The sequence below is a fragment of the Sphingomonas sp. LM7 genome, from assembly GCF_002002925.1.
Lineage (GTDB): Bacteria > Pseudomonadota > Alphaproteobacteria > Sphingomonadales > Sphingomonadaceae > Sphingomonas.
In genome coordinates this window covers 1,802,561-1,827,817 of sequence record NZ_CP019511.1, presented here as the reverse complement: position 1 = coordinate 1,827,817, position 25,257 = coordinate 1,802,561, and the positions used below count along the sequence as shown (strand labels likewise).

25 protein-coding genes and 1 riboswitch are annotated in these 25,257 nt (G+C 66.8%); of the genes, 8 read left to right on the top strand and 17 right to left on the bottom strand.

Annotation, left to right across the window (positions count from 1 at the left end):
- The first annotated feature begins 73 nt into the window (after positions 1-73).
- Complete coding sequence (locus BXU08_RS08290) at positions 74-751, top strand: GNAT family N-acetyltransferase (protein WP_077509625.1); 678 nt, start codon at positions 74-76, stop codon at positions 749-751.
- Between the two features lie 157 nt (positions 752-908).
- Here the strand turns inward: BXU08_RS08290 and BXU08_RS08285 are convergent, their stop codons facing one another.
- From BXU08_RS08285 to BXU08_RS08265, 5 genes are all read right to left on the bottom strand, one after another.
- Positions 909-3,329: a TonB-dependent receptor domain-containing protein gene (locus BXU08_RS08285; protein WP_077509624.1), complete on the bottom strand. Its 2,421-nt coding sequence runs from the start codon at positions 3,327-3,329 to the stop codon at positions 909-911.
- Between the two features lie 177 nt (positions 3,330-3,506).
- On the bottom strand, positions 3,507-4,271 hold the full coding sequence (locus BXU08_RS08280; protein ID WP_077512177.1) for an acyl-CoA thioesterase: 765 nt from the start codon (positions 4,269-4,271) through the stop codon (positions 3,507-3,509).
- Between the two features lie 107 nt (positions 4,272-4,378).
- Positions 4,379-4,582: riboswitch (cobalamin riboswitch) on the bottom strand.
- 18 nt (positions 4,583-4,600) lie between these two features.
- A complete protein-coding gene (locus tag BXU08_RS08275) occupies positions 4,601-4,870 on the bottom strand; it encodes a hypothetical protein (RefSeq protein ID WP_077509623.1) in 270 nt (89 codons plus the stop codon).
- Positions 4,871-4,912: 42 nt separating this feature from the next.
- Entirely contained in the window at positions 4,913-5,854 is a 942-nt protein-coding gene (locus tag BXU08_RS08270; protein WP_077509622.1) for a DUF4424 domain-containing protein, read from the bottom strand.
- The gene (locus tag BXU08_RS08265; protein ID WP_077509621.1) at positions 5,854-6,315 is read right to left on the bottom strand and encodes a nuclear transport factor 2 family protein; all 462 of its coding nucleotides are present in this window, start codon (positions 6,313-6,315) and stop codon (positions 5,854-5,856) included. Before BXU08_RS08265 ends, BXU08_RS08270 begins: the two co-directional genes overlap by 1 nt.
- A gap of 154 nt (positions 6,316-6,469) precedes the next feature.
- Between BXU08_RS08265 and BXU08_RS08260 the strand changes: the two genes are divergently transcribed.
- Together BXU08_RS08260 and BXU08_RS08255 are read left to right on the top strand one after the other, a co-directional pair.
- Entirely contained in the window at positions 6,470-6,901 is a 432-nt protein-coding gene (locus BXU08_RS08260; RefSeq protein ID WP_150125467.1) for a hypothetical protein, read from the top strand.
- 225 nt (positions 6,902-7,126) lie between these two features.
- Positions 7,127-7,627: a MarR family winged helix-turn-helix transcriptional regulator gene (locus BXU08_RS08255; RefSeq protein ID WP_077509619.1), complete on the top strand. Its 501-nt coding sequence runs from the start codon at positions 7,127-7,129 to the stop codon at positions 7,625-7,627.
- A 182-nt stretch (positions 7,628-7,809) separates the two neighbouring features.
- Here BXU08_RS08255 and BXU08_RS08250 read toward each other — a convergent pair whose 3' ends face one another.
- The 3 genes from BXU08_RS08250 to BXU08_RS08240 form a co-directional block, all read right to left on the bottom strand.
- Entirely contained in the window at positions 7,810-8,700 is an 891-nt protein-coding gene (locus BXU08_RS08250; RefSeq protein WP_077509618.1) for an SMP-30/gluconolactonase/LRE family protein, read from the bottom strand.
- Between the two features lies 1 nt (position 8,701).
- A complete protein-coding gene (locus tag BXU08_RS08245) occupies positions 8,702-9,499 on the bottom strand; it encodes an SDR family NAD(P)-dependent oxidoreductase (protein ID WP_077509617.1) in 798 nt (265 codons plus the stop codon).
- Positions 9,500-9,580: 81 nt separating this feature from the next.
- A complete protein-coding gene (locus BXU08_RS08240) occupies positions 9,581-10,711 on the bottom strand; it encodes a fumarylacetoacetate hydrolase family protein (protein WP_077509616.1) in 1,131 nt (376 codons plus the stop codon).
- Positions 10,712-11,125: 414 nt separating this feature from the next.
- Between BXU08_RS08240 and BXU08_RS08235 the strand changes: the two genes are divergently transcribed.
- From BXU08_RS08235 to BXU08_RS08215, 5 genes are read left to right on the top strand one after another with little or no spacing between them, the layout of a single operon-like run.
- Entirely contained in the window at positions 11,126-13,426 is a 2,301-nt protein-coding gene (locus tag BXU08_RS08235; protein WP_077509615.1) for a TonB-dependent siderophore receptor, read from the top strand.
- Positions 13,423-13,737 (top strand): hypothetical protein, encoded by a 315-nt coding sequence (locus BXU08_RS08230; protein ID WP_077509614.1) that lies wholly within the window; start codon positions 13,423-13,425, stop codon positions 13,735-13,737. The genes BXU08_RS08235 and BXU08_RS08230 overlap by 4 nt, the downstream gene beginning before the upstream one ends.
- Positions 13,734-15,338, top strand: a complete 1,605-nt coding sequence (locus BXU08_RS08225) for a PepSY domain-containing protein (RefSeq protein ID WP_253190556.1) — start codon at positions 13,734-13,736, stop codon at positions 15,336-15,338. Before BXU08_RS08230 ends, BXU08_RS08225 begins: the two co-directional genes overlap by 4 nt.
- Positions 15,335-15,622, top strand: coding sequence for a DUF3325 domain-containing protein (locus BXU08_RS08220; RefSeq protein WP_077509612.1), 288 nt, complete (start codon positions 15,335-15,337; stop codon positions 15,620-15,622). The genes BXU08_RS08225 and BXU08_RS08220 overlap by 4 nt, the downstream gene beginning before the upstream one ends.
- Before the next feature lie 29 nt (positions 15,623-15,651).
- Positions 15,652-16,278 carry a DUF4198 domain-containing protein gene (locus BXU08_RS08215; RefSeq protein ID WP_077509611.1) on the top strand — a complete coding sequence of 209 codons (627 nt, stop codon included), beginning with the start codon at positions 15,652-15,654 and terminating at the stop codon, positions 16,276-16,278.
- Positions 16,279-16,427: 149 nt separating this feature from the next.
- Here BXU08_RS08215 and tmk read toward each other — a convergent pair whose 3' ends face one another.
- From tmk to BXU08_RS08170, 9 genes are all read right to left on the bottom strand, one after another.
- Positions 16,428-17,069: a dTMP kinase gene (gene tmk, locus BXU08_RS08210; RefSeq protein WP_077509610.1), complete on the bottom strand. Its 642-nt coding sequence runs from the start codon at positions 17,067-17,069 to the stop codon at positions 16,428-16,430.
- Between the two features lie 31 nt (positions 17,070-17,100).
- On the bottom strand, positions 17,101-18,708 hold the full coding sequence (locus tag BXU08_RS08205) for a bifunctional diguanylate cyclase/phosphodiesterase (protein ID WP_077509609.1): 1,608 nt from the start codon (positions 18,706-18,708) through the stop codon (positions 17,101-17,103).
- 83 nt (positions 18,709-18,791) lie between these two features.
- Positions 18,792-19,919 (bottom strand): helix-turn-helix domain-containing protein, encoded by a 1,128-nt coding sequence (locus BXU08_RS08200; RefSeq protein ID WP_253190555.1) that lies wholly within the window; start codon positions 19,917-19,919, stop codon positions 18,792-18,794.
- Between the two features lie 122 nt (positions 19,920-20,041).
- On the bottom strand, positions 20,042-20,560 hold the full coding sequence (locus tag BXU08_RS08195; protein ID WP_253190554.1) for a hypothetical protein: 519 nt from the start codon (positions 20,558-20,560) through the stop codon (positions 20,042-20,044).
- Between the two features lie 76 nt (positions 20,561-20,636).
- Positions 20,637-21,689 carry a sigma factor-like helix-turn-helix DNA-binding protein gene (locus BXU08_RS08190; protein WP_077509608.1) on the bottom strand — a complete coding sequence of 351 codons (1,053 nt, stop codon included), beginning with the start codon at positions 21,687-21,689 and terminating at the stop codon, positions 20,637-20,639.
- Positions 21,690-21,918: 229 nt separating this feature from the next.
- Complete coding sequence (locus BXU08_RS08185; RefSeq protein ID WP_077509607.1) at positions 21,919-22,971, bottom strand: peptidoglycan-binding protein; 1,053 nt, start codon at positions 22,969-22,971, stop codon at positions 21,919-21,921.
- Positions 22,968-23,396: a hypothetical protein gene (locus BXU08_RS08180; protein ID WP_077509606.1), complete on the bottom strand. Its 429-nt coding sequence runs from the start codon at positions 23,394-23,396 to the stop codon at positions 22,968-22,970. Before BXU08_RS08180 ends, BXU08_RS08185 begins: the two co-directional genes overlap by 4 nt.
- On the bottom strand, positions 23,393-24,748 hold the full coding sequence (fliI, locus tag BXU08_RS08175) for a flagellar protein export ATPase FliI (protein ID WP_077509605.1): 1,356 nt from the start codon (positions 24,746-24,748) through the stop codon (positions 23,393-23,395). The genes BXU08_RS08180 and fliI overlap by 4 nt, the downstream gene beginning before the upstream one ends.
- Positions 24,749-24,759: 11 nt before the next feature.
- The gene (locus BXU08_RS08170) at positions 24,760-25,152 is read right to left on the bottom strand and encodes a flagellar biosynthesis repressor FlbT (RefSeq protein ID WP_077509604.1); all 393 of its coding nucleotides are present in this window, start codon (positions 25,150-25,152) and stop codon (positions 24,760-24,762) included.
- Positions 25,153-25,257: the final 105 nt, after the last annotated feature.

The window sequence follows — 25,257 nt, the reverse complement described above, 5'->3', positions numbered from 1 at the left end:
TCTCATACGAAATCCTACATTGGAAGTGGGGAGCGGAATGGGCGGCGCCGCTTGATCTCGCTACATCATAGCGATGGCGCATCCGCTCGATCGACCGGCCTGGACTTCGCTGCATGCCGGGCAGCGCGCGTTGGCACGCGGGCGCTATCCGGCGCTGCGGTACGACCCTGACTATGCCGTGTTCGCGGCGATCGGCGACCACGACGTGCCGTCGCTCGCGGCGTTGGGAACGCTGATCGGCGAAACCGGGCCGGCGATCATGTTGCAGAAGGATCCGCTGCCACCGGTGCCGGGGACGCGAGTCGAGAAGCACCGGATGGGCGTGCAGATGGTCGCGGAGACACCGACCGCACCGGGCGACCTCGACTTTCTCGAGCTTGGCGACGCCGACGGGGCCGAAATGCTCGCGCTGGCGACGCTGACCGAGCCGGGCCCCTTCTTCAGCCGCACGCATCGGCTTGGAGACTTCATCGGCATCCGCGATGGCGGAAAGCTGGTGGCGATGGCGGGCGAGCGGATGAAGCCCGACGGGTTCACCGAAGTCAGCGGGGTCTGCACGCATCCCGACTGGCGTGGGCGCGGCTATGCCGGTGGACTGATGCAGGTGGTTGCGGCGCGGATCGTCGCGCGGGGCGAGATGCCGTTCCTGCACGCTTATGCCGACAATCGCGGGGCGATCGGGCTGTATGAGAGGCTGGGGTTTCGGGTGCGCTGTGCGGTGAATGTGACGGTGCTGGCGCCGGTGAAGTAATCCATGCGCGGCAGGGCCGCCGGCCCCGCTCAATACATTTTGCGGCGGCATCCGGTCATCCGAAGCCTGTTTGCGACTGGCCCCGGCCTTGGCCGGAGAACGGATTTGACGCAGTGATCGCGTTCCAGGGTAGCTTTCTTGCTCTTTGGGTTCCCAACTAGAACAGCTTTCTCAGGTTCAACTGGATCCATCTGCCCTGGGGATCGAGCAAAGCGGGCTGATACCGGTTTGGCGTCACGCCGTTGCGATCGCGGACGCGCTGGCGTTCGTTGAACAGATTGTCCACCGACAGGCTGATCCTGGCGCCCCGCGCCCAGGACGATTTGGGCGCCAGCACGTCGAGCATCGCGGACGCCTCCACGTTGAGCTTGAACAGGCCGGAGAATGTCAGATCGCTTGCCGGGTCCGGACTGCGGATGCGAGTCCCGGCCTGCCAGCTCGGCGCGAAGCCCAGATTTGTGCCGCGATATGACAGGCTTGCATTGCCGAAAAGCCGAAACCGTGGCGGGCCGCCGGTGCCTCCCACCGTATCGCCATCGAGAAGATCGAGCGTCTCCAGCCCGCGCCTCAGCAGGAGCGTGTCCTCGAGCCGCCACGACGGACTGAACCACAGGAAATAGCCGACCCGTTCGCGCGGCGCCTTCGCATCGGGCGGCGGCGCCTTGCCGAAATTGCCGTAATATTGAAACGTGGCGCTGAGGTCGCGCTGGTTTTCGAGGGCGAAGTTGAGCGGCTGGAAATTGACCGAGACCAGCTGGCCGGAAGCGCCGCGGACATAGGCATCGGGAAACGCCGCCTGGATCATCTGCGTCACTGCCGACAGGACGCCAACCTGGTCGGCGATCCGGGTGTCGGCATAGCCAATCCCCAGACGCAGTTCCGAACTGGCGATGGGCTGCGCGTCGAGGTTGATCGAGGCGATGCGGCGCCGTTCTGCCTTCAGGTTCGGGTTTCCGCCGGCGAAGGCAGTGACGAGGACGCTCTCGCCGGTCACGAAATCGAAGAAGGGCGTGTTGGGCGTCGTGACGATCGGGCTTGCCAGCGAAACCAGAGCGGGGGCGTTGCGCGCGTTCGCGATGGACGCGACAAGCTGGATGCGCGGCATGGGCTTCCAGTTGAGGCCATAGCTGGTTTCGACGAACGCGCCGAAGCGGCTCACGCTGTTAAGCCCCGCCTTGGCATCCAGCGACAGTCCCATGGTGACCGGCACGTTGAGCGCGACGCTGGCGCCACTCTGGAAGCGGCCGAGCCGTGCCGAGCTCGTCGCAATCGCCTGCGTCGTCCGGTCTGCTCGGGCATGTTGCGCGGTGGCTGCGGCGGTGAGCGTCACATGGCCGGCAGGGACGGCGAACAGCGTTCCGTTCATCACCACCCGCATGTCCGCGTTGGTCAGGATCGTGCGCGACCGCTCGTCGGGAAGAAGGGGCGACTGGCTTGTCCCGAAACGCGCAAAGGGGTCTGTGCCATCGGCGATCCGGGCCGTGAGTCCGGCAATATCGACATTGCCGCGCGTGACCGATTCGAGCTGTTGCCGATCGATGCTGGCCGTGAGGTTCCAGCCCCATCCGCTGAACGTGCCGGATCCTCCCAGCGCGGCACGGGCGATCGTGCTGGTGGTGCGCTGGCGGACCGGCCCTGCTTCGTCGAGGTAGCGATGGAGCAGGATATCGGCGTCGAACGGAGAATAGGGATTGGCCGCAGCAATCGGCAGGATCGCAGCCGGCAATCCCTGGACGGAGCGTTCGCGCTTTCGCTCGAGCGATGCCGCAAAGGATGCTGTGGTATTGCTGCCGATCGGGCTGGCGATCGCGCCGCCCAGCTTCCAGCTTTGCTGGTTCGGAATGAGCGTGCGGAACGCGGCGGTATCGGTGATGCGCGGGGTCCCCGCATTGTCGAGATACGCCGCCAGATCGCCGCGGCCGGCGGGATCGGACGGGACCGGCGCGACGAGGACCGGGCCGCCGGCCAATGCAGTGAGGCGCGGATCGATCGCGCCGCCCGCTGCGCCCGTCACATTGCCGATCGTATCGAAATACAGCGCCGGGTCCGCCACGATGCGGCGTTCGTTCTGGCGCAGTTCGGACGTTCCGGTATAGCTTCCGGTCAGGGTCAGGCGGCGCTGGTTGCGGATGCGCGTGATGCCCGCGGTTTCGCTGTGATTTGCCGAGCCGCCTTCGGTCGCGGCCTGGTAGTTCGATTTGAGCTCGACTGCGCCGAACCGGTCCTTGGTGATGAAATTGAGCACCTTGCGGGTGGGCGGATAGCCGAATTTGGTCGCGACCGACGCGGGGAAGCTCTCGAACTGCCGAAAGGCTTCCATCGGCATCTCGAATATCTCGAACGTGCTGGCGGGCAGGCGGCCATTGAGCGTGTAGATAGGCTGCGCGCCGTCGGGGGCGAGGCCCAGCTTCTTGACCAGTTCGGCTGCGCCGACGACGCCGAGCTTGCGGATCGCGTCGGCATCGAGCCGCATGGTTGGCAGGACATCGGTGTCGATCGAGCCGGGCAACCGGCTGGCCCGCACGACGATGTCGGCGTCCGGCTGCTCGGGCACGCTTTCCTGGGCAACGGCCGGCATTGCGAAGGGCGTACCGAGTGCCGCGGCAATCGCGCACAGTAGATCGCGCTTGCCCGCCCTCCGGGACGGGGGCGCCGCACCTCTGAACTCCACGCGCCGCCTTCCCCGCCTCCGCCGTGAACGCAGAAGTATCATCGTATACGATATATGCAACTGGCAGGCCGTTAGGGTAAGAAGTTACTCCGCATGCCATTGCTTCGGCCGGCCCTCGCTGTCGACGGCGACCATGGTGAACACAGCAGTGGCGGACTGGCGTCGCTCGCCGGTCATCAGGTTCTCGGCCCACAGCTCGACGCCGACGCGCAGCGAGCTTCGTCCGGTCATCTGGACGCGCGCGGCGAGTTCGACCATCTCGCCGGCGCGGATCGGCGAGGCGAAGTCGATCCGGTCGGATGCGGCCATCACCATTACTGCGCGGGCGCGCCGCGAGGCAGCGATGAAGGCCGCCTTGCCCATCATCTTGAGCGCGTCGCCGCCATAGAGCGTGCCGTAATGGTTGGTCTGGGGCGGGAAGACCATCTCGGCCATGCGCAGGATATCGCCGGGCTGCTCGGGCCGCGCGGCGGGGAGCGGCGGCAAGGGCAGGCGCGTGTCCGGGCCCCTGACCGCCACGAGCGTGAAGCGGCCGCGCGTGCAGGGCCGGCGCTCGCCGGACACGGGATTTTCCGCGACCAGCTCGACTTCGACATCGAGCGAGGCATTGCCGACGCGGACGACGCGGCCGGTCGCCTCGACCATGTCGCCGGCCCTGGCAGGGGCGGCGAAGTCGATCTTCTCGGAGGCGGCGGTGACGAACGGCGCGCGGCCGTGGCGCGTCGCGGCGAGGAACGCGACCTTGTCCATGTGGGCGAGCGCGACGCCGCCGAACAGCGTGCCGTGATGGTTGGTGTCGCCCGGAAACACCATGTCGATCAGGCGGACGGGACTATCGGTATCGGTCATGCTTTTCCTGCCTTCGGAGGCGGGATAGGCAGGCGCACGCACCGGACGCACGCCGCCGGCGAGCCGGCCACGGCGGGGCAAGCGGCCGAACCGGGCACCCCGCCGGTGGGTCGTTATCGCGCCGAGGCAGGTCTCCTGGCTCGCGGATCGACACGAACGGTCTGGCCTTCCCGGCGAGTGAACCCGCCAGTGACACGCATCGACCGCCGCTCACCGCTTACAGTTGCGGGGGCAGCGCCGGCATCGCACCGGCTTCCCGTCTTAGCTCCGACGCAGCGACGCGGCGGAGAACCTCGACGGTTCCGCCTTCCGCGCCATCGGGGTCGCCGTCAAGCGTCTGGTTCGGCCTGATCGGCGGCGAACAGGTCCATGAAGTTGCGCGCGGCTTCGCGATCGGCTTCGTCGGCGAACGCGACGTCGAGATCGGGGGCGCTGCCGAGGATGTGGAGCAGCGCCCACAAGGCGAAGCGGCGGTTGCGGTCCTTTTCGAGGCCGAGATCGACGCGGATGCGCTCGGTGCCCTCGGCGAGCGCGTCGGGGTTGAGCGTCGCGGGGTCGGCGCTCCCGAAATAGCGGCGAAGCTGGTCGTCGAAATCCATGGCGCCTTGCCTAGGCCCGTGCGCGCGGGGCGCAAGGGGGTGTTATAGGGCGGCGGGCGCCAGGAACAGCACCGCCAGGTCGCGATCGGGGCGCCAATTGGTCTTGCGCATCTCGAACCGGGTTGGCCCGATCTTGCGGACGCCGTCGCCGCAGAAGCTGACGAGGTCGCGCGGGTCTTCCTTGTCTACGACGAGGCGGAAGCTGCCGATCGGCTTCTTCCAGTTGCCGCCGGTGACGAGGATATAATCGACCCAGTTCTCGCGATAGTGGCGTTGCTTGGCTTCCGCGGCGCGCAGCGTGGCGAGCAGCGGGGGATCGACGCAGTAGCGCGCGATATTGGGGTCCTTCGCGTCGCTGCCGAGCAGGGTGGCGACGGTGCCGCCGACCGAGGGGCGATAGACATGCTCGATCGCCACCGGCATGCCGGCAGGGAAGCGCTGGAGCCAGTGATAGGTGGTCTGCAGCGTCCAGCCGGGGCGGTCATTGTCGTCGATCAGGCCGAGCTGGACCGCCTCGCGGCGTCTGGCGGGCGTAAGGCGGGCGAGCGCGGTCTCCGTCTCGTCGGCGTGGGGGCGCAGCGGAATCGCGTTGGCGCGCAGCCAGCCGGTTCGATCGGTGGTGCCGACCAGCGCCTTGTGCTCGATCTCCATCGCAACGGGCTTGCCATCGACTTGCGTGGAGAAGCCGAGGAAATTGTCGGTGCCGTCGATGGGGATCGCGACATCGCCGTCGAAGAAGCCCGGCCCGCCGATCGCGGGAAGCGGGAAGGCGACGCGCACCGTGGTGTCGCGCCCGCTGGTGTTGACGAACTGATAGCGGACACGGATCTGGCTTCGCGAGATGTGGAGGTCCTCCGAGCGCATCTCGATCGCGTCGGTCCTGGTCAGGACCAGTCCGCCGGCAGCGAGCTCGGCGGTGCTGTCGTTGGCGAGGGCGGCGGCGCAGGCGAGCAAGGCGCAGGCAGCGAGCAGCGGCTTGAGCATCACCTGGCGACCGGGAGGCGGGTGACCTGGATGTGGACGGCGCGCCACTGACCATCGATCCGGCGGAAAATGTCGGTGAAGCGCAGGGCGCTGGCGAAGCGCGTGCCGTCCGAGCTGCCGGTGAGAGTGGTTTCTGCGGTGACGAGGAATGCGTCTGGGCCGAGCGCGACCACGCGGCGGTCAAGCAGCACGGCCGGATCGAAGCGATCGCCCGGTGCGGTCCAGCCGGCAATGAAGCCGCGCTTGTCGAGACGCTTGCCGCTGCCGTCGATGAAGATCAGGTCGTCGGCGACCATCCGTTCGAGCGCCGCCGCGTCGCTGGTCAACTGCGCGCGGTCGAAGGCATCGGCGACTTGCAGCGGCGTCTCCGCCGTGGGCAGGACCCGGGCTTGTGGTACGGGCCCCAGCGCTACGGGCGACGCGAGCATCGCGGCTGCCGCCATTCCCAATAGTGCGTACATTCGCCGTCCGTCCCCTGTGCATGCCTGGGCACGGCTTAACGGAGCCGGGCGGCGTCACAAGTGGATTTGCGCACTGCCAGCCTCGGGTAGAATGCGTGGCATGGGTTGCGGAGGTCGAGCTCGGCTATCAGGATGTGCATCGAGGGGGCGAAGGATGACTGGGCGCCGGATGAGGAAATATGCGGCGCGCTTCTTCAATGCGGCGTCGTGGTTCACTGCCGGCGCCTACGTCGCCGCCGCCTATATCGAACATTACAGCCCGTCGCTCACCGACCTTCGGGACGCGCGTCAGTTCGTGGGGTTGGTGTGGATAGTGTGTTTCGTCACCTTATCGGCGTTGCGGCCCCAAAACCCCAGCTCTGTCGCCGAGCCCTCGCCTGCAAAGAGCGGGACGACCGTCGTGCTGGTGACGGGCCTGGCTGCTGCGGCAATCGTGGTGACGAACGATCCGACCGCGGCGAGCGTGACGATCGCCGCCGGGATTTCCGGTGCAACGCTGGTGCTCGCCTGGCTGGTATATCGGTTCGCGAGCAGGAACGCGGATCAGATCGGCGAAGCGCGGTTCGATACGATGAAGCCGCGCTAAGCGCGTCCGACGCACGCCGCAAAGTGCCCCGCGAACGCTTGCAAAGCCGCGCTGAATGGGTTCAATTGGCATAATCAGAAGGAAAGGTTCGCTGTTAACCCGCGCTCATATATCTCGTCTTCGAGATAAATATCTTGACTTTGAGGCAAGCATCTTATCTTCGAGATATCCATCTTGATGTCGAAATTCTCGATGTCGAGATAAATATCTTGATGGCGAGATAGCATGGCCGAGACCGACCCTGTGGACCAGCTGATTACCTTGTGGTCTGCGGCGATGCCCGAAGTGGATACGCGCGGGCTTTCGGTGCTCGGACGGGCCCGGCGGATCATGTTGCGGGCGCGCGCGGCAGCTGAGCCGTTGCTGGCGCGGCATGGGATCGACGGGGGCGGCTATGACGTGCTCGCCACGCTGCGCGCGGTACCGGCACCGCACCGGCTTCGGCCGACCGAACTCTATCGTGCGCTGGGCATTTCTTCGGGTGGGCTGACTGCGCGGCTCAACAAGCTGGAAGTGGCGCGGATGATCCGCCGGCCGGCGGCAAGTGACGATAAACGCAGTGTTTTCGTGGAGTTATCCCCCAAGGGCAGGGGACTCGTCGAACAGGTTTTCCGGGAGGAAATGACCCTCCAGGCCGGGCTTGTTTCCGGGCTGGCCGAGAAGGAGCAATGGGTGCTTTCGGCGCTGCTCAAGAAGCTCGAGGCGACGATGGGCGGGGGCAGCTGATGCGATTCGTTCGCAGTGTTGTTGCGAATTTATCGCAATAGTAGTGCGAGGGGTTTGCAATAAGGTTCTTTGCGAGGGTTTTAAGGTTCTCGATAGGGGCGATCCCTTCACCCAGCTCCGACCAGGCAGCAAGCTGCCAAGTCTGCGCAACCCTCTCCCGACGAGAGAGGGGAGTTTGGCGGTCAGACGCCTTCGCGGATCAGGTAGTTCTTCTGGCCAGGGACACTGACTTCGAAGCGGAACAAGTCGCCGGCGTGCGGCTCCCGGGCGAGGTCGCTAGGGGTGATGTGCTTGTTCGCGGTTGTGGCGAACACGGTCTTGCCGTCGGGGCCGCCGAACGCAATCTTGGTGATGGCGCTGACCGGGAACTTGACGGTCTCGAGCAACTCACCGGCGGGCGAATAGCGGCGCACCGCCCAGCCATTGTAAAGGCCGACCCAGATGCAGCCTTCGCTGTCCACGGTGGGGCCGTCGGGATGGCCTTCGTCGTTGGGGATGCGGGCGAATTCGCGGCTGTTGGTAAGCGTGCCGTCGGCCTCGATGTCGCAGGCGTGGATCACGCCGACCAGCGTGTCGACATGATAGAGCGTCTTGCCATCGGGCGAGATCGCCGGGCCGTTGGTGATGGCGACGTGATCGGTGCTCTTCACGCACGTGCCGTCGCCGGCCAGGCGATAGATCGCGCCGGTGGTGTCGCTCTCGCCATCGTCCATGCTGCCGAACCACAAGCGGCCCTGCGGATCGACGGTGGCGTCGTTGAGGCGGTTGGTCGGGAGGTCGGGCTCGGGCGAGGAGATATGGGTGAAGCTGCCGTCGCGCTCGTCGAACTTGCTCAACCCGGTCTGGAGACCGGCGACGAAGCCGCCGCTCTCGATCGGCAGGAGGAAGCCGACCTGGCCGGGGGCGTCCCAGCTGCGCGTCGCGCCGGTTGCAGGGTCCAGACGGTGGATCTTGTGGCTCTTGATGTCGACGAACCAGAGCGCCTGGTCACGCTCGACCCAGACCGGGCCTTCGCCGAGTGGCGCTCCGAGCTGCCAAATGCTGACCGGCTCGGAAATCGCCACGTTGCTCATCTTATCGCCACCCTGCGTCCACGAAATACTCGTGGCCCGTTACCAGCCGTGCGTCGTCGGAGGCAAGGAACAATGCCATCGCGGCGATGTCGTCGGGGACCAAGCGGCCCTTGAGGCACTGCGCCTTGACGATCTCCGCCTCACCCTCGGGCGTGTACCATTTCATCTGGCGGGGCGTCTTGACGTTGCCGGGGACGATGCAGACCGAGCGGATATTGTCGGGGCCGAGTTCGCGCGCGAAGCTGCGGGTCAGGCCCTCGATGCCGGCCTTGCAGGTCTGGTAAAGGGTGAGCTCCTCGAGCGCCAAATGCCATGAGATCGAGCCGAGATTGACGATCACGCCGCCGCCCGCAGCCTTCATGCCGGGGATCACTGCCTGCGCGGCGAAGAACAGATGGCGCAGGTTCACGGCGATGCGGTTGTCCCAATATTCCGGGGTAACCTGTTCGATCGTGTGGCGATCGTCATTGGCGGCGTTGTTGATCAGGATATCGAACGCGCCGTGCTCCGTGATCAGCGCGACGATCGCCGACTGGACCGCGGCAACATCGGTAAGGTCGAGGCGCTGGAAGACCGGGGCGATCTCGGCGCCCTTCAGGCTGGCGACGAGCTCGGCCGAATCCGCTTCCGCGATGTCGAAAAAGGTGACCTGTGCGCCCTGGCGGACGAAACCTTCGACCATGCCCGCGCCGATGCCCGAGCCGCCGCCGGTAACGAGCACGCGCTTGCCCTTGAGGCTGGGGTAGATGGCGCGCCGGTCGCTGGTGAGCGGGGCGTGCAGGGGATCAGCTTCGGACATGGAGGGGGCGAGTTCCTGTAAGCGCACGGGGCGCGAATGTCGGGATAGCGTAGAGGCGAAATTCGCCAGTGAAAACGATTTTCACGCGAGCAGGCCGCGGGTGGCGAGGTTGCGCATCAAGTCGCGGATGCCGAACTCCCATGGCGCTGCGGCCTTGGAGGTGGTCACGCGGTTGACGAGGGCGCCGAGCTTGGGCGTGGCGATACGAACGACATCGCCGGTCTTGTGGGTGAAGCCGCGGCCGGGATGGTCGCGGTCCTGCACCGGCGCGAACAAGGTGCCGAGGAACAGCGCGAAGCCGTCGGGATACTGGTGCTCGCTCAGTGCCTGGGCGACGAGATCGGTGGGATCGCGGCTGATCTCGCTCATCTTGTTGGTGCCGGCGAGCGTGTAGCCCTCGGGACCGTCGATGGTGAGATCGACCACGGCCGAGCGGACGTCGTCCATCGTGAAGCTGGCGTCGAACAGGCGGATGAAGGGGCCGAGCGCAGTTGAGGCGTTGTTGTCCTTGGCCTTGCCGAGGAGGAGGGCGCTGCGGCCTTCGAAATCGCGCAGGTTTACGTCGTTGCCGAGCGTTGCGCCCCTGGGCGTGCCGTGGCGATCGACGATCAGCACGACCTCCGGCTCGGGGTTGTTCCAGTCGCTGTCCGAGCGGATGCCGATCTCGTCGCCCCAGCCGACCGCAGAGAGCACGGGAGCCTTGGTGAACACCTCGGCATCGGGGCCGATCGCGACTTCGAGATATTGCGACCACATGCCGGCATCGATCAGCGCAGCCTTGAGCGCCGCGGCTTCGTCGCTGCCCGGGACGACGGAGCGGATGCCGCTGCCGACCCTGGCTTCGAGGTCGCCGCGGATCTCGGATGCCTTGTCGGCGTCGCCGCGGGCGCGTTCCTCGATCACGCGCTCGATCGCCGAGAGCGCGAAGGTTACGCCGCATGCCTTGATGCACTGGAGATCGACGGGGGCGAGCAGGCGGGGCCCGGCTTCGGTGCCGAGTGCTTCGACGCCGCAGATCCGCGAGCCGGTGATCTGGGCAACATCGTCGCGTTCGAGCAGGTCGGCGACGGTCGCGGCAGTTGCCGAAACATCGAGCACGTCGCCGTCGCGAATCACGATGGGGGTGGGGCCCGCATCGAGCAGGACGCGTCCAACCAGAGTGGCCTGCGCATGGTCGGCAGGCAGCAATTCGACACTAGACGCTTCCAACATTCCTCGCCTTGAAGATTTCTGCTTTTGATAGCGCTACCATTGGGTTGCGATGGAAGCGCTGTCAAGTTGTTCGGGGCTGGGCGGGCGGGAAACCGGGCGAGCGCAGGCGCATTTGCACTCGAACGATCCGTAGCAGATCGACCGCGCAAATTCTTCCGTCATCCTGGCCTTGTGCAGGGAGCCACCGGGCCGATCGGGAGGAGTCTGGATCTCAGGTCCAGCCGCGCGGTGGACCCGGCACAAGGCCGGGGTGACGTAAAGGAAGCTTTCGACGCGGCCGGCGGCGCGGTGCCCTTGCTGCAGCACCTATCGGCAGGTGACATTTTTGCACGCGCACGCAGATGTTATTGAGAGTGACTTGCAACAGCTTTAAGCTTATTGGCCCCGGCGAATCGAAAACAAAGGGGTCGAAATTTGCGTATCGTTGCCGTCTTGCTTGCCAGTGTTGCCGCAGTTGCAGTGGTGTCTCCCGCCTATGCCGAGGACGATCGCGCAGCGGATGCCGCCGTCGCGGCGCAGCAGCGCGCCGAGGAAATCGTCGTCGTCGGCAAGAGCTATGGCCAGGAAGTCGGCAAGACCGTCACGCCATTGAAGGACGTGCCCAACACGATCACCGTGATCGACCGCGAGCAGATCGAGGCGCAGAACCTGCTGTCGCTCGAGGATGCGCTCACCGCGGCCAACGGCATCACCGTGACCGGTGTCGGCAGCGAGGACCCCTCGTTCATGTCGCGCGGCTTTGCGATCAACAATTATCTGATCGACGGCGTTTCGACGCTCGCCTTCAACTTCCCCTCGGTCGTGCCCGACCTGTTCTTCTACGATCGGCTGGAAGTGCTGCGCGGCCCGGCTGGCCTGTTCAGCGGATCGGGCAACCCGGCGGGCAGCATCAACCTGGTCCGCAAGCGTCCGCTCGACGCCTTCAAGCTGCAGGCATCGGCCGGATATGGCAGCTGGAACAATATCCGCGGCGAGCTCGACGTCTCGGCGCCGATCAGCAGCAGCATCGGCGTCCGCGGCGGCGTGATGGTGCAGGATCAGGACCAGTTCTTCGACGTCGGGCACCGCTTCCGCCTTGCCGGCTTCGGCACCGTCTCGGTCGAGATCGATCCTGCGACGACGCTGACGGTCGGCGGCAATTACGATCGCTACCAGCCCGCGATCCAGTCGGGCCTGCCCGGCTATGCCGGCGGCCCCGACGGCAGCGAGGGCCGGCTGCTCGACGGCGACCGCTCGACTTATCTCGGCGCGGACTGGAATCGCTTCCGCTCGGACACCTGGACGGTGTTCGGCGACATTTCGCACCGGATCAGCGACCGCTGGACGCTGCGGTTCAGCGGCCTCTACAGCGATGTCGAGCGGATCGACGTCTATAGCTATATCGGCAGCCAGGCGGTCACCGACGCCAGCAACACGACGCCCACCGGTACGCGCAACAACGGCGTGACCAACCACATCGCCTATCGCGGCGACAGCTTCGCCAAGACCACGGCGTTCGATTTCAACGGTATCGGCAGCTTCTCGCTGTTCGGCCGAGACCAGACGCTGATCCTGGGCGCCGACTATCAGGCGCAGGATTACGACAGCTATTATACCCGCCTGTCCAACTATGCGCGGATCAACGTGTTCGATCCGGTGTCGCCGGCCGAGCCGCTGCTCAATCCCTATGGCCCGCTCAATTACTATCCGGTGCAGGGCTCGGGCGCGACCTGCCCGGCGACCAGCACGCCGATCGTGCCGGCGCCCGCCAATTGCGTGCTTCAGGTCTATGGCGCCACCAACACCGTGGTCGAACAATACGGCCTGTACGGCCAGTTGCGCCTGTCACCGGTCGCGGGAGTGACGATCACCGGTGGCGGCCGCGTGACCTGGTGGGAGAGCAACAACCAAGTGCTGCTGCCGACCCGCGGCAACCGCACCTCGCAGCAGATCGACGGCCGCTTCACGCCCTATGCCGGCATCGTGTGGGACGCGACTGACAACCTCAATTTCTACGCGAGCTATGCCGACAGCTTCTCGCCGCAGGCAGCGCCCAGCGGCCGGCGCAAGCCCGACGGTTCGGCGGTGCTGCCGCTGATCGGTGCGCAGTTCGAGGGCGGCACCAAATTGTCGCTGATGAACGACAAGCTGCTGCTCTCGCTCGCCGCCTATCAGATCGAGCAGACCAACCGCCTGTTCAACGATCCGGATGATGCCACCGTCTATCTGCAGGTCGGCAAGGTCCGCGCGCGCGGGATCGAGGCCGAGATCGGCGGCGAGATCCTGCCGGGCTGGCGGATCAACGGCGGCTATAGCTACACCAAGACGAAATATCTGGAGGACGCCAACACCGCGTTCGAAGGCATTCCGCTCACTCCGATCATCCCGGAGCATATGGTGAAGTTCTTCACCAACTATGCGCCGGCGGATGGCGCGCTACGCGGGTTCAGCCTGGGCGGCGGCGTCACCTGGTTCGACGGGACCTATGGCGGCAATCCGTCGTACATCAACCCGGTGAACAACCAGCGGGTGATCTCCACGATCGTGCGCCAGGGCAGTTATGCGGTGGTCGATCTGCGCGCAGGCTATAAGCTGAGCGAGCAGATCTCGCTCTCGGTGAATGCCAACAACGTGCTCGACCGCAATTATTATGCCCGCATCTCGGCGGCCGGGCGCGGCAATTACTACGGCACGCCGCGCAGCGTGTTCGGCACGATCCGGTTCACCTTCGAATGAGTGGCGGCGGCAGCCTGGCCCAGCGCAGCTGGGCAAAGCGCGGCGACATGCTGCTGCGCGTGCTCGCGGCGATCCCGCTGGGCTATGCTGTCGGCAGCTTGTGGGCGATGGCGCTCGCCCGGGTGATCCCGGGCGCGCGTTCGGAAGCCACGGTGATCGCGACCCTGGTGGCGTTCGTAGTCTGCGCGTTCGCGGCGATGTGGGCATTCGCGGCGCGCAGCGGCTGGCGGGCAGTGTGGACGCTGGTGCTGCTGGGCGCGGTCGCCGGGGCGATCGCATGGATGTCGATACAAGCGACGGGGCGCCTGTGAGTCAGGTTGTGAACAACAAGGGTTTTCGCCAGTCGCAGGCCTTTCTGCACACCTGGTCCGGGCTGCTGCTCGGCTGGCTGCTGTTCGCGGTGTTCGTCGCGGGGACGATCGCCTTCTACCGTGAAGGGTTGAATCGCTGGATGCGGCCCGAGCTGGCCAAGGTCGAGGCGCCGATGCAGGTGCTCGCCGGGGCGCAGCGCTTCCTCGACGGGAAGGCGCCCGACGCGAAGAGCTGGTTTATCCCGATGCCGGGCGGCACCAGCCCCGGCACCCAGCTGTTCTGGCAGCCCGAACCCAAAAAGGGTGAGCCGCCGCGGCGGCGCGGGCGGCGCAACAACCAGGCGCTGATCGGCGCCGACGGCGAGCCCACTACGGCGCGTGAGACGCGTGGCGGCGAGTTCTTCTATCGCTTCCACTTCGACCTTTATTACATGCCGGTATTCTGGGCGCGCTGGCTGGTCGGCTTCGCGGCGATGATGATGCTGGTCGCGATCCTGAGCGGGATCGTGACGCACAAGAAGATCTTCAAGGACTTCTTCACGCTGCGCCGCGCCAAGGGACAGCGCAGCTGGCTCGACGGGCACAACGCCACCGCGGTGCTCGGGCTGCCGTTCCACTTGATGATCACCTATACCGGGCTGGTCACGCTGATGGCGATGCTGATGCCCTGGGCGACGGTCGCCAATTATGCCGACGACGCCAAAATGTTCGAAACACTGTTCCCGCAAGCACCCGAGGTCGAGCGATCAGGGACCCGCGTGCCGATGGTGCCGCTGACGACGATCGTGCAAGACGCCGAACGTCGGATGGGCGCGCCCGCAGGCTATATCGACGTGGCCTTTCCCGGCGATGCGTCCTCGCGGGTGACGATCAGCCGCAGCGCGTCTTCGATGCTCTCCGCGCGCTCGCCGAGCCTCACCTATGAAGGCGCGACTGGCAAGCTGGTGTGGCAATCGCCGGCGCCGGGTGGCGCTTCGGTGACTGCGGGCGCGATGATCGGGCTGCATGCCGGGCGCTTCTCCGGCGACGGGCTGCGCTGGATCTATTTCCTGTGCGGCGTCGCAGGCAGCGTGATGGTCGCGAGCGGGCTGGTATTGTGGACGGTCAAGCGGCGCGAGAAACTGCCCGATCCGGCGCGACCGCATTTCGGCTTCCGGCTGGTCGAGCGGCTCAACGTCGCGACCATCGCGGGCTTCCCGCTGGGTGTAGCCGCGATGTTCTGGGCTAACCGCCTGCTGCCGGTGGCGATGCAGGGGCGGGCGGAGTGGGAAATCCATGTCCTGTTCCTCGCCTGGCTGGCGTCGCTAGTGCTTGCGCTGGTCCGGCGGCCGCAGATCGCCTGGACGATCCTGTTGGGGACGACTGGCGTGCTGCTCGCGGCCCTCCCGTTCTACAATCTCCTCGCCACCAATCAGGGCGTATTCGCGACGCTGCTGCGCGGGGACTGGCTGATGACGGGGATCGACCTGACGATCCTGGCGTTCGGCATCGCCTTCGTGGCGACGGCGGCGCGGGTAGGGCGGTACAAGCCGGTGGCGCGCAAGTCGCGGCGCAAGATGGCGGCCGAGCCTGCCGCGCCGATGCTGGAGCCTGCGGAATGAGCCTGATCACCCTATTGTTCGCGATCGGCGCGTTCGCGCTGTTCGGGTTCGCCACCGACGAGCATCACCAGCGGCGGCTGAACAAGCGGCCTGATATTGCGACGAAGAAGCGATTGCGGATTGCCGCATGGGTGCTGATCGTGGCAGCGTTCCCGCCTGCGCTGGCGGCGAGCGGCGGCGTGTTCGGCCCGATCCTGTGGGCCGGGATGCTGATGCTCGGCGCGGGCATCGTGTTCCTGATACTCAACCTGTCGCCGGCATGGCGGCGTACCGACCGGCGCTGATGCGTGCCGGCACATCCTGGGAGGTAGCAATGAAGCGACTGATTTTGGCGGCCCTGATGCTCGGCGTCGCGGGCAGCGCGCAGGCACATGAAGTGTGGGTCGAGCGCGACGGCAACGGCGCGGTTCGCATCTATCTGGGCGAGCCCGGCGACGTGCTGCCGGAGGGCGGCGATCCCGAGTTCAAGAACCTCAAGGCGCCCAAGCTGCTCGGCGGCACTGCTGCGCAGGTGCGCAAGGCCGGCTATATCGAGACCAGCGCGCCCGCGGGCGACGTCCGCGTGTGGGACGACAATGTCTTCGCGCCCTGGGATTCGGAAGGAAAGAAGGAAGGCGTTGTCTATTACGCCCGCGCTGGCCGCAGCGACACCAGCGCCAAGCTGCCCTTCGAGATCGTACCCGCTTCGGCAAACGCCAACCGCTTCACGGTGATCCGCGACGGCAAGCCGGTCGCTGGCGCCAAGGTCGTCGTGGTCACGCCGGACAAATGGTCGAAGACGATTACTACCGACGCTGGCGGCGGACTCGAGATCCCGGTGAACGAGAAGGGACGCTACATCCTCGCCGCGACGGTGAAGGACGACGCCAAGGCGACGCTGCCGGGTGGGGCAGTGGATGCGGTGCACCGGATCACTACGATTACGTTCGTGGCGGGCTGATTGCTCATCCCCTCCCTGCAAGGGAGGGCTAGGGTGGTTTGGCGGCGGTCGGGGCTCGATGCCCTGGCCGCCGCTTTCGTTCTGGGCGAGGAGTCTTTTGGCGCGCAGACGCGCACCCACCTGCAACTCCTCCCTTTCAGGGAGAGGAGTTAGTGGGCGTGCCAGGCGTCGATCGCAGCGATCACCCTCGCGCGTACTTCTTCCGGCGTGCCGAGCGCGTCGACGATTGCGTGCCGTTCGGGATCACGCGCGGCCTGGTCGAGATACGAGCGGCGGATGCGGTGGTGGAAATCGAGGTCGAGCGTCTCGAACCGGCCTTCGTCGATCGCGTCGGCGCTCAGGCGCTTTTTGCTGCGCGCCAGCCCGATTTCGGGATCGAGATCAAGGATGAGGACGAGGTCGGGCCAGACATCGCCGACCGCATCCCTGTGGAGGCGCCGGATATAGTCCTCCGGCATGCCTCGCCCGGCGCCCTGATAGGCGATCGTCGAACCGACATAGCGGTCCGACACCACCGAAGTGCCACGGGCGAGGGCGGGGAGGATGACGCGCTGGACGTGCTCGACGCGCGCCGCGGTCATCATCAGCAGCTCGGATTGCTGGTCCCAGGCGTCGTCGGTGCCGGCGAGCAGCAGCGCGCGAAGCTTCTCGCCTTGCGGCGTGCCGCCGGGCTCGCGCGTCGCGATCGTCGGCCGGCCGGTGCGTTCGAGATGCGCGACGATGCCGGCGACCATCCCGGACTTGCCGGATCCGTCGATCCCCTCGACTGCGTAGAAGGCAGCTTCGTGCATCCGCCTGCCTTAAGCACGGCGGCGCGCGATGTCACGGCGTGGCGCGGCGGACCTGGTGAAGGCCGATGGGGACGGGCGCTCCGGCGCCGTGGCCGAGATAATGCGCGGCGCGCGCGATCTCGAGCGCCTCTTCGGGCTCGACGGCGCGGCTGTAGAGGAAACCCTGGCCATATTCGCAACCGAGCCCGGCGAGCATTGCCGCGCTCTCGCTCGATTCGATGCCCTCGGCCGTGACGGGCAGGCCCAGGCCCTCGCTGAGATTGAGGATCGCGCGGACGATCTTGCCGTTGTCGCCGGCGCGCATGTCCTGGATGAAGGCGCGGTCGATCTTGATCCGGTTGAACTGCAACTCGCGCAGATGCTTGAGGCTGGCATAGCCGGTGCCGAAATCGTCGAGCGCGATCTGGATGCCGGCATTGCGCAGCGAGACGAGGATCGCGCGCGCCGCTTCGATATCCTGCACCAGCCGGGTCTCGGTGATCTCGACGATCAGCCGCGCGGGCGCGAAGCCGGTGCTGCACAATACCTGGAGGATGCGCTGGGGCAGCCAGGGATCGTTGAGCTGGAGCGGCGAGATATTGACCGACAGCGTCAGGTGCTGGGGCCACATCCGCGCATCGGCACAGGCGCGGCGCAGCACCGAGAAGCCCAGATCCTGGATCATGCCCGCATCCTCGGCGATCGGGATGAACAGGTCGGGCGCGACGAGGCCGCGGGTCGGGTGGCGCCAGCGGGCGAGCGCCTCGAAGCCGATCAGGTCGCCGGAGGCGAGCGCGACGATCGGCTGGAAATAGGGGACGAATTCGCCGCGATGGATGCCGGCGTGCATGTCGAGCTCGAGCTGGGCGCGCTCGCCCATCTCGGCTTCGATCTCGGCAGCGAACACGCAATAGCTAGAACGGCCCGAACGCTTGGCGCGGTACATCGCGAAGTCGGCGGCGCGCAGCATCTCCTCGGCATCGGACGCGCCGGGCGCGCAGGTGACGAGACCGACCGAGGCGCTGACCTCGGCAAGGCCGCCGCGCAGCTGGATCGGCTTGGCGACGGCAGCGAGGATCGCCTGGGCGGTCTCGACCGGGACCGGCGAGCCGGCCGGATGTTCGAGGACGCAGGCGAATTCGTCGCCGCCGATGCGCGCGACCAGTCCGCCCATCCCGGCGAGCAGCTTGAGCCGGCTGGCGACCTTGACGAGGACGGCGTCGCCGCCCTCATGCCCGTAGGTGTCGTTGACGGGCTTGAAGCGATCGAGGTCGAGCATGAAGACGCTGATCTCGGTGCCTTGTGCGGCGCTCGCGACCCGCGCCGCGAGATGATCGACCAGCGTGCGCCGATTGACGAGGCCGGTGAGCCAGTCGTGCCGGGCGAGCTGGGTGGCTTCGCTCTCGGCGCGCCGGCGGCGGCGGAGTTCGTGCCGCAGCCCGCGGGTGCGGCAGACGAGCAATACCATGTAGATCAGACCGGCGAGGAAAAAGGCGGGAACGACTTCATCGAGCTGCCAATTCTCGTGCCGGCTGGTAAAATCGCTGAAGCGTTCGCTGAGATTGAGCAGGGCGCCAAGCATCAGCATCGACGCGACGGGCGCGACGATCAGCAGGTAATCCCGATAGCTGACGAACAACCGACGCAGCCGGTTCTTCATTGCCCCACTCCCAGGCGCGATGCCTTCTTTAACCTTTATAGAAGGTTGATGGCTGCCTGGACGTGAAGGCGTGGGAATTTACGTTACGGAAAGATCGCACTGACCAGCGCGGCGAGGCGCGCGGGATCGCAATCGTCGAGTGCGATTTCGAGTTCGGGATTGCTGCTATACCCGATCATGCGGCCTTCGCGGTCCGATCCGACCGAAAGCAGCCGCCAGCCATCCGCCTCACGCAATGCCGCAAGGCTGCCGGCGGAGGGGTAGCGATCGGGATCGACGATCACCACTGCCTGGCCCGGCAGCCCGCCACCCAGCGTGGCGCGGCAGACCTTGAGCCCGAAGGCGCGCGGGCCCGCGGCGTGCGGCGCCTCGGCCTTTTCGGGGGTGGGCGTGTCGGCGATCAATCCCTGGGCGAGCGGCGCGCCGAGAACGGGAACGAGCCGTACCGAAGCGGCGCCGATCACCGGGAGTGGCGCCAGGACGGGCGCGGCTGCGAGCGTGGGTGTCGCGTCGTCGGCGCGCAGCGCAGCGGCGATCTCGGCGATACGGGCGCGGGTGCGTTCGTGGCGGACGGCGGGGCCGGGGATCCCGGCGAGGAACGCGTCGAGCGCGCCATTGGCGTGGAGCATCGCGACATGGTCGCGCAGTTCGGCGGCGTCGGCGACCCGGAGAAGCTGGTACAGTGCGCTGTGCGTGGCGGCATTCCAGCGATCGAACGTCTTCTGCGCGTTTTCGACGCGCGAGAGATTGACCGGGGCCAGCGCATAGTCGCGCTCGATCGCGGCGATGGTGAGCGCGGGATCGCCGGCCCGCCGAGCGCGCAGCGCCGCGGCGAGCAGCACCGCAAACCGCTCTTCGTCCAGATCGGCGGGCGCGCCTTCGACGAAGGGCTGGGCCCAGTGCGCGATATCGAAGCCCGGGGCGTCCACATCGACCAAGAGGTCGGCCGGCGCGATGTTCAGCGCCGCGGCGATACGGCGAAGTTCGTCGGCGCGGGGCACGACTTCGCCGCGCTCGATCTTCGACAGGCGGATATAGGGAATTTCGGGAAGCGTCGTGGCCAGCCGCAGCAACCGTGCATGCCCCGCGATGCGGCGCTGCTCGCGCATGCGATTGGGGAAGACGAAGCAACGGTACAGATCGACCGGCACGTCGCCGAGCGTCGAACGGGCGCCGCCCTGCCGCTTCTTGTTCCCCTTTGCCATCGCCATGTCGGTCCTCCGCGGGCTGACGCCGCTTGCGACCTCTTCTGAAGCGAAACAAGAATAATGCAAGGTTAACGCCCGCTCCTTTAGTGGAACGAGCGTAGCTTTAATGGAACAGATGTGCCGGATTAGTGGAGCGAGCGCTCCGGACGCTGCCCGAACAGTGCGCAGGGGCCGGCAGGATCGAGCGCCACGATCGCGAGAAGGGGTGCGCTGTCGGTCGCCTGCCGCAGCAGCCAGCCCGACGCCGAGGGCGCGGGATGATCGGGGGCGAAGGCGACGCCGGTGCCGTCGGTGATCACGCCGAACCCGGCGGGCGGCGTGGGCCAGCGCCCGGCGAGATAGTCGAGCAGCTCGGCCGCGGCGTCCTGAAGCGCGCCTTCATCGGTGTCGGCAGGGCAGAAGCCCTCGGGCGCGGCACTGATCTCGGCAACGAGACTGAAGTCTCGCGAGCGCCACCAGAGCAGGCGGATCGCGCCATCGGCATGCGCTTCCAGGCCCATGAACAGTCCCGCTCCTTGCGGAAGGAGCGATCCAGCGCAGCGCGCCACTTCCCGGGCCAGCGCGGTAAGGTGCCGATTGGGGCGGGGCATCATCGCCCAGCCCTGCACGCCCTCATTCTCGGTCACTTCGATCTCGCCGTACATCGGCTCTCTCCAGTTATCTTCCTGCATTATAGGAAGAATACGGATAGGCTGTGTGTCGGATATGTGTCCGGTGAAATTAGTGCAGCGCGGCGCTCGACGGAGCAGCGGCCTGGGCGAGAAGCATGGCGTCGATGCGCTCGACACCCTCGACCGGGGCGGCCAGTGCGGTGCTCAGCTCGGCCGGCTGGATGGCGCGGACGCTGGCAAGACGGTTGTGCGGCTGGCTGGCGTCGGGGAGCAGCGAGGCAGTGGCCGGGGCCGACTGGCGACGCTTGGCGGCGACCGGGCGGTCATGCTCGGCCATCACGGCGAAGCGCGGGTCGGCAGCGGCGATCTCGGCGATCGTCTTGGCAGCGCGCTTGGTGATCTGGCGGACGCGCTCCTTGGTGACGCCGGTCTCGAGCGAAAGATCGTCGAGAGTCGATGCCTGGAACACGCGGCGGACGACGATCTCGCGGTCACGGTCGAGCTTGGCTTCGAGCTTCTCCAGCTCGGCGGGATCGATGCCGTAGGTGGCGGTGCGGAGACGCGGGCCTTCGCGGCGCAGCGCGGCTTCTTCCCGCTTGGGACGGGGACGACGGCGGAGCGCTTCGATGCCGACCTTGCGGAGATGATCGACATAGGCGTCGACCAGCGAATTGATTGCGCCGTCGGCGAGATAGTCGGCTGCGCCGGCTTCGGTGCGGGCGAGGGCGTCCTCGTCGGCGATCAGCGTCTCGGGCGACATTTCCTCGCCGTCGGCGCCGGTGGAGAGTGCGTTGAGCGACACGGTGGTCGCTTCGACCTTCTTCGCCGAGGGGCGCTGGTCGGTCATCAGGCGGAAGCGGAGGCTCTGAAGCTCGCCGCGGATCTGCCAGTTCACGAAGGTGGTGAACTGCGCCTTGGCGGGGTCATAGGCTTCGATCGCGCGGTGCACGGCGATGGCGCAGCACTGCTCGGCGTCGTCCCAATGGGCGACCAGGCCGTACTGGCGGATGAAGTGGCGGATGCGCGGGGCGATCAGCTTGAGGATCTGGGCGAAGGCACGATCGACATAGACGCGCTGGCGGTTGGTGCGGTTGCCGTCGGCAGGCGTGTTTTCGATGACAGTAGCAACGGCGGCTTCGAGCGCGATCGTGATCTTCGACATGTGCAATCCCCTGGTTCGTGGAGGCCGCCGTGAGGCTGCCCTTTCGACAAGGCGGTAAATGCCAGCCAATCCTTTAACGGATAGAAACCGATCCTATATGTAGAAATACGCAGTCGGGATGCCCCGTAGGGTGCCGAGAAACGGCTGAAAACCGTGGATTTCAGTGGTTTATAGCGAATTAACCGGCCTTGGCCGATCGCTGACCCGTCAATTAATTATAGGACAGAATTTACGAAGCGAACGCTTCGGGGCGAATTCTGCGATCGATGAAGCCCGTGAGCCACTGGCGATGCGCCTGGGTGGCATTGCCTGCGCTGGCGATGCGCTGCTCGGCGGCGGAGGCGCCGATCTGGGCGGAAAGCAGCATGCGGGCGCGGCCCGCCTCGATCCCGCCGCTGAGGAACTTCTTGGCGTCGCCCAGCCCGAGATGATGGCCGAGATAGGCCGCCTTGGCGAGAGTCTCCGAATCGGTGCGCACGCGCACGCCGGACTTTTCGAGCCGGTCGAGATTGGTCTTGGCCAGATCGGCGACGCCTAGAATCGACGCCTTGGGATCGTAGCGCAGCGCGAGCAGCTCGGCGCGATTGCCGGTCTGCAGCCGGCCGCGGCCGTCGAGCCAGCCGCGATCGGCGGCATAGCTGTTGAGCCAGGTGCCCTGGGTCTGCGCCAGTTCCTGCCACGTCCCGCTGAGGAACTGGCCGAGGCCCGCGGCGCTCGACCGCGGATTGCGCGAATGGGTATTCCAGCTGCCGTCGCCGGTCTTGGCGGCTTCGGCATCGACGATGGCGGCGAGCGCGGACGCCGGGATGCCGGTGCGCGATTCCGCCACGGCAAAGGTGGCGGCATAGCGGGCGTTGGGGCCGAGCTTGAGGTCGCCGCTCGCGGCGCTGCTGCCCGCGCCGGCCAGCGAGATCATCGCAGCCGGGGTGGCGCGGGGCTCGTCGGGATCGATTGCGCCGGCGCCGGTGGTGCCGACGCCCATGGCCTTGCCTTCGCCGCCCGCGCCGGTGGCGGCTGCGGGCGTGTGGCAGCTGCACGCGCAGTGGCAGGCACAATGGCCCTGCGCGCCGGTCACGCCTTCACGACCGCCGAGCAGGCCGATCAGCGAATCCATGTTCATGTTGTTCGCGCCGAACGGTGACGTCTCGCGCGTATCCTTGCTGTCGCCATCGCCGAGCGCAGCGCGCCACAGCCGGCTCGAAAGCTGCGACTGCGCCTCGGCATAGATCACCTGCGCGCGCTTGGCGGGGGTGAGGTTGGCAAGCTGGGTGGCGTTGATCATGCCGAGCGCTTCCGGATGGAGGCGCGGGCGCGCAGGAAGCGCGCCGCGGCAATGTCGTCGATCGCGCTCTGCTCGGCGAGGCTGAGCACGCGCTCGGCTTCGTCCTCATAGCGTTCGGCAGCGCCTTCGATGGCGCGCATCGTACCATAGGCTTCGACGGCCTGTGCGCGGAGACGCCCGAGCCGGGCCTGCGCCAGATAGGCGGCTTCGTCGAGACGGCGACGCTCGGCCTTCATCCGCGCGGTCCAGGCGTCGCTGGCAAAGGGCAGGGCATAGGCGAGTGCGCGCTCGTGCTGCACGGTCGCGTCATGGCTGCGCGCCTGAGTCTCAAGCGTGGTGATGCGCTCGACTTCGACGCTGATCGACACCTTCACGGCATCGACTTCGCGGCGCTGGACGCGGAGCGCGGTGTCGAACGGCGTCATGCGGCGGCTCGCACGGGTTCGGCCATGACCGTCTCAGCGCCGACGATCTCGGCCAGTGCGGCAAAATCGATATCTGCATCGCCCTGGTCGTGCTTGCCCTGGTTGATCAGCGTCTCGATCAGCGGCGCGAGCGCGACGGCGCGGTCGACTTCTTCAGACGAGCCGGCCTTGTACGCGCCGAGGCGGACCATCTCTTCCATGTCGGCATAGGTCGACAGCAACTTGCGCGCGGCGAGGCGCGTGGTGTTCTGCTCGTCGTTCATGCAATGCGGCAGGGTACGCGAGACCGACTTCAACACGTCGATCGCGGGATAGCGGCCGCGCTCGGCGATCGCTCGGCGCATTACGACGTGGCCGTCGAGGATGCCGCGAACCGCGTCGGCGACGGGCTCGTTATGGTCGTCGCCATCGACGAGGACCGTGAACAGGCCAGTGATCATGCCCTTGCCGGGCTCGCCGGGGCCGGCGCGCTCGAGCAGCCGGGGCAGCTCGGCGAAAACGGTGGGGGTGTAGCCCTTGGTCGCCGGCGGCTCGCCCGAGGCGAGGCCGATCTCGCGCTGCGCCATCGCGAAGCGGGTGACCGAATCCATCAAGCACAGGACGTTGAGGCCCTGGTCGCGGAAATGCTCGGCGACGGCAAGGGTGGTCCACGCGGCCTGGCGGCGCATCAGCGCGGGCTCGTCCGAAGTGGCGACGACGACGACCGAGCGGGCCATGCCCTCGGGTCCCAGATCGTCCTCGATGAATTCCTGCACTTCGCGGCCGCGCTCGCCGATCAGGCCGATCACGGCGACGTCGCACTGGGTCCAGCGCGCGAGCATCGACAGTAGCACCGACTTGCCGACGCCCGAACCGGCGAACAGGCCGAGACGCTGGCCGATGCAGAGCGGCACGAACATGTCGAGCGTGCGAACGCCGGTCTGGATGCGCTGACCGACGCGGGCGCGGTTGGAAGCGGCGGGAGGAGAGGCCTTGATCGGCTGTGGATCGGCGCCGTTGGGAAGCGGGCCCTGACCATCGACCGGGCGGCCGAGACCGTTGATCATGCGCCCCAGCCACGCGGCCGAAGGGCGGACGCTGAACTGGCCCGCGGCGAGCTCGGCACGCGAGCCGAGGCCGACGCCCTGCGGATCGACAAAGGGGAGGCAGAGCGCGACGTTGCGGTCGAGCGCAGTGACTTCGGCCTCGACCGTGCCGTTCGAGCCCTGGATTTCGACGCGGCTGCCGATCTGCGCAACGCCCGCGAGCCCTTCCACTTCGATCAGCGCGCCGCGAACTGCGACGACACTGCCGAAGCGGCGATCGGGCACCATGGTGCGGATCGCGCGGGCTGCGCTGGCGAGAGTCTGCACCGCGGTGGTCCTTACGCGGCCTGGGCTTCGGTCGCGACGTTCTCGAAGCCGATCAGCTCGCGCGCGGCCGAGAGCGCCTTGTAATAGTCACCGGTGGCGATGTCGTGCGCGAAGGCGATGCAGGTGGCGCGCGCTTCGGGTGCGGTGAGCGTGGCGACGAGGCCGCCGATCAGGCCGACGACATGGTCCTGATGCTGGGTGCGGTTGGCCGGGTCGATATAGGCGAGCATCGCCGCGAAATAGAGCTGGCGTGCGGGCGTGGTGGCTTCCTCGGGCTGCATCACTTCGCGGCCGCGCAGGATCGACACCTGGTTCTCGACTGCGATCTGCGTGCGGCCGACGGCACGAAGCACGGCGCCGTTGACGATTGCCTTTTCGCCGTCGCGAAGGGTGATGCGGAGCATTGGGAACAACCTTTTAGAGTGCGTTTGCTCTCTTATAGGATGATCGCGCAGGGGTGCGGTCGCGCACCCGGCAATTTTTGCCCAGTGCGCCGATGGCCTGCTCGC

Bases quoted from the DNA above. Each gene is read 5' to 3' on its own strand.
- BXU08_RS08290 (WP_077509625.1), top strand. From the start codon at position 74: ATGGCGCATCCGCTCGATCGACCGGCCTGGACTTCGCTGCATGCCGGG.
- BXU08_RS08285 (WP_077509624.1), bottom strand. From the start codon at position 3,329: ATGCCGGCCGTTGCCCAGGAAAGCGTGCCCGAGCAGCCGGACGCCGAC.
- BXU08_RS08280 (WP_077512177.1), bottom strand. From the start codon at position 4,271: ATGACCGATACCGATAGTCCCGTCCGCCTGATCGACATGGTGTTTCCG.
- BXU08_RS08275 (WP_077509623.1), bottom strand. From the start codon at position 4,870: ATGGATTTCGACGACCAGCTTCGCCGCTATTTCGGGAGCGCCGACCCC.
- BXU08_RS08270 (WP_077509622.1), bottom strand. From the start codon at position 5,854: ATGCTCAAGCCGCTGCTCGCTGCCTGCGCCTTGCTCGCCTGCGCCGCC.
- BXU08_RS08265 (WP_077509621.1), bottom strand. From the start codon at position 6,315: ATGTACGCACTATTGGGAATGGCGGCAGCCGCGATGCTCGCGTCGCCC.
- BXU08_RS08260 (WP_150125467.1), top strand. From the start codon at position 6,470: ATGACTGGGCGCCGGATGAGGAAATATGCGGCGCGCTTCTTCAATGCG.
- BXU08_RS08255 (WP_077509619.1), top strand. From the start codon at position 7,127: ATGGCCGAGACCGACCCTGTGGACCAGCTGATTACCTTGTGGTCTGCG.
- BXU08_RS08250 (WP_077509618.1), bottom strand. From the start codon at position 8,700: ATGAGCAACGTGGCGATTTCCGAGCCGGTCAGCATTTGGCAGCTCGGA.
- BXU08_RS08245 (WP_077509617.1), bottom strand. From the start codon at position 9,499: ATGTCCGAAGCTGATCCCCTGCACGCCCCGCTCACCAGCGACCGGCGC.
- BXU08_RS08240 (WP_077509616.1), bottom strand. From the start codon at position 10,711: ATGTTGGAAGCGTCTAGTGTCGAATTGCTGCCTGCCGACCATGCGCAG.
- BXU08_RS08230 (WP_077509614.1), top strand. From the start codon at position 13,423: ATGAGTGGCGGCGGCAGCCTGGCCCAGCGCAGCTGGGCAAAGCGCGGC.
- BXU08_RS08220 (WP_077509612.1), top strand. From the start codon at position 15,335: ATGAGCCTGATCACCCTATTGTTCGCGATCGGCGCGTTCGCGCTGTTC.
- BXU08_RS08215 (WP_077509611.1), top strand. From the start codon at position 15,652: ATGAAGCGACTGATTTTGGCGGCCCTGATGCTCGGCGTCGCGGGCAGC.
- tmk (WP_077509610.1), bottom strand. From the start codon at position 17,069: ATGCACGAAGCTGCCTTCTACGCAGTCGAGGGGATCGACGGATCCGGC.
- BXU08_RS08205 (WP_077509609.1), bottom strand. From the start codon at position 18,708: ATGAAGAACCGGCTGCGTCGGTTGTTCGTCAGCTATCGGGATTACCTG.
- BXU08_RS08200 (WP_253190555.1), bottom strand. From the start codon at position 19,919: ATGGCGATGGCAAAGGGGAACAAGAAGCGGCAGGGCGGCGCCCGTTCG.
- BXU08_RS08195 (WP_253190554.1), bottom strand. From the start codon at position 20,560: ATGTACGGCGAGATCGAAGTGACCGAGAATGAGGGCGTGCAGGGCTGG.
- BXU08_RS08190 (WP_077509608.1), bottom strand. From the start codon at position 21,689: ATGTCGAAGATCACGATCGCGCTCGAAGCCGCCGTTGCTACTGTCATC.
- BXU08_RS08185 (WP_077509607.1), bottom strand. From the start codon at position 22,971: ATGATCAACGCCACCCAGCTTGCCAACCTCACCCCCGCCAAGCGCGCG.
- BXU08_RS08180 (WP_077509606.1), bottom strand. From the start codon at position 23,396: ATGACGCCGTTCGACACCGCGCTCCGCGTCCAGCGCCGCGAAGTCGAT.
- BXU08_RS08170 (WP_077509604.1), bottom strand. From the start codon at position 25,152: ATGCTCCGCATCACCCTTCGCGACGGCGAAAAGGCAATCGTCAACGGC.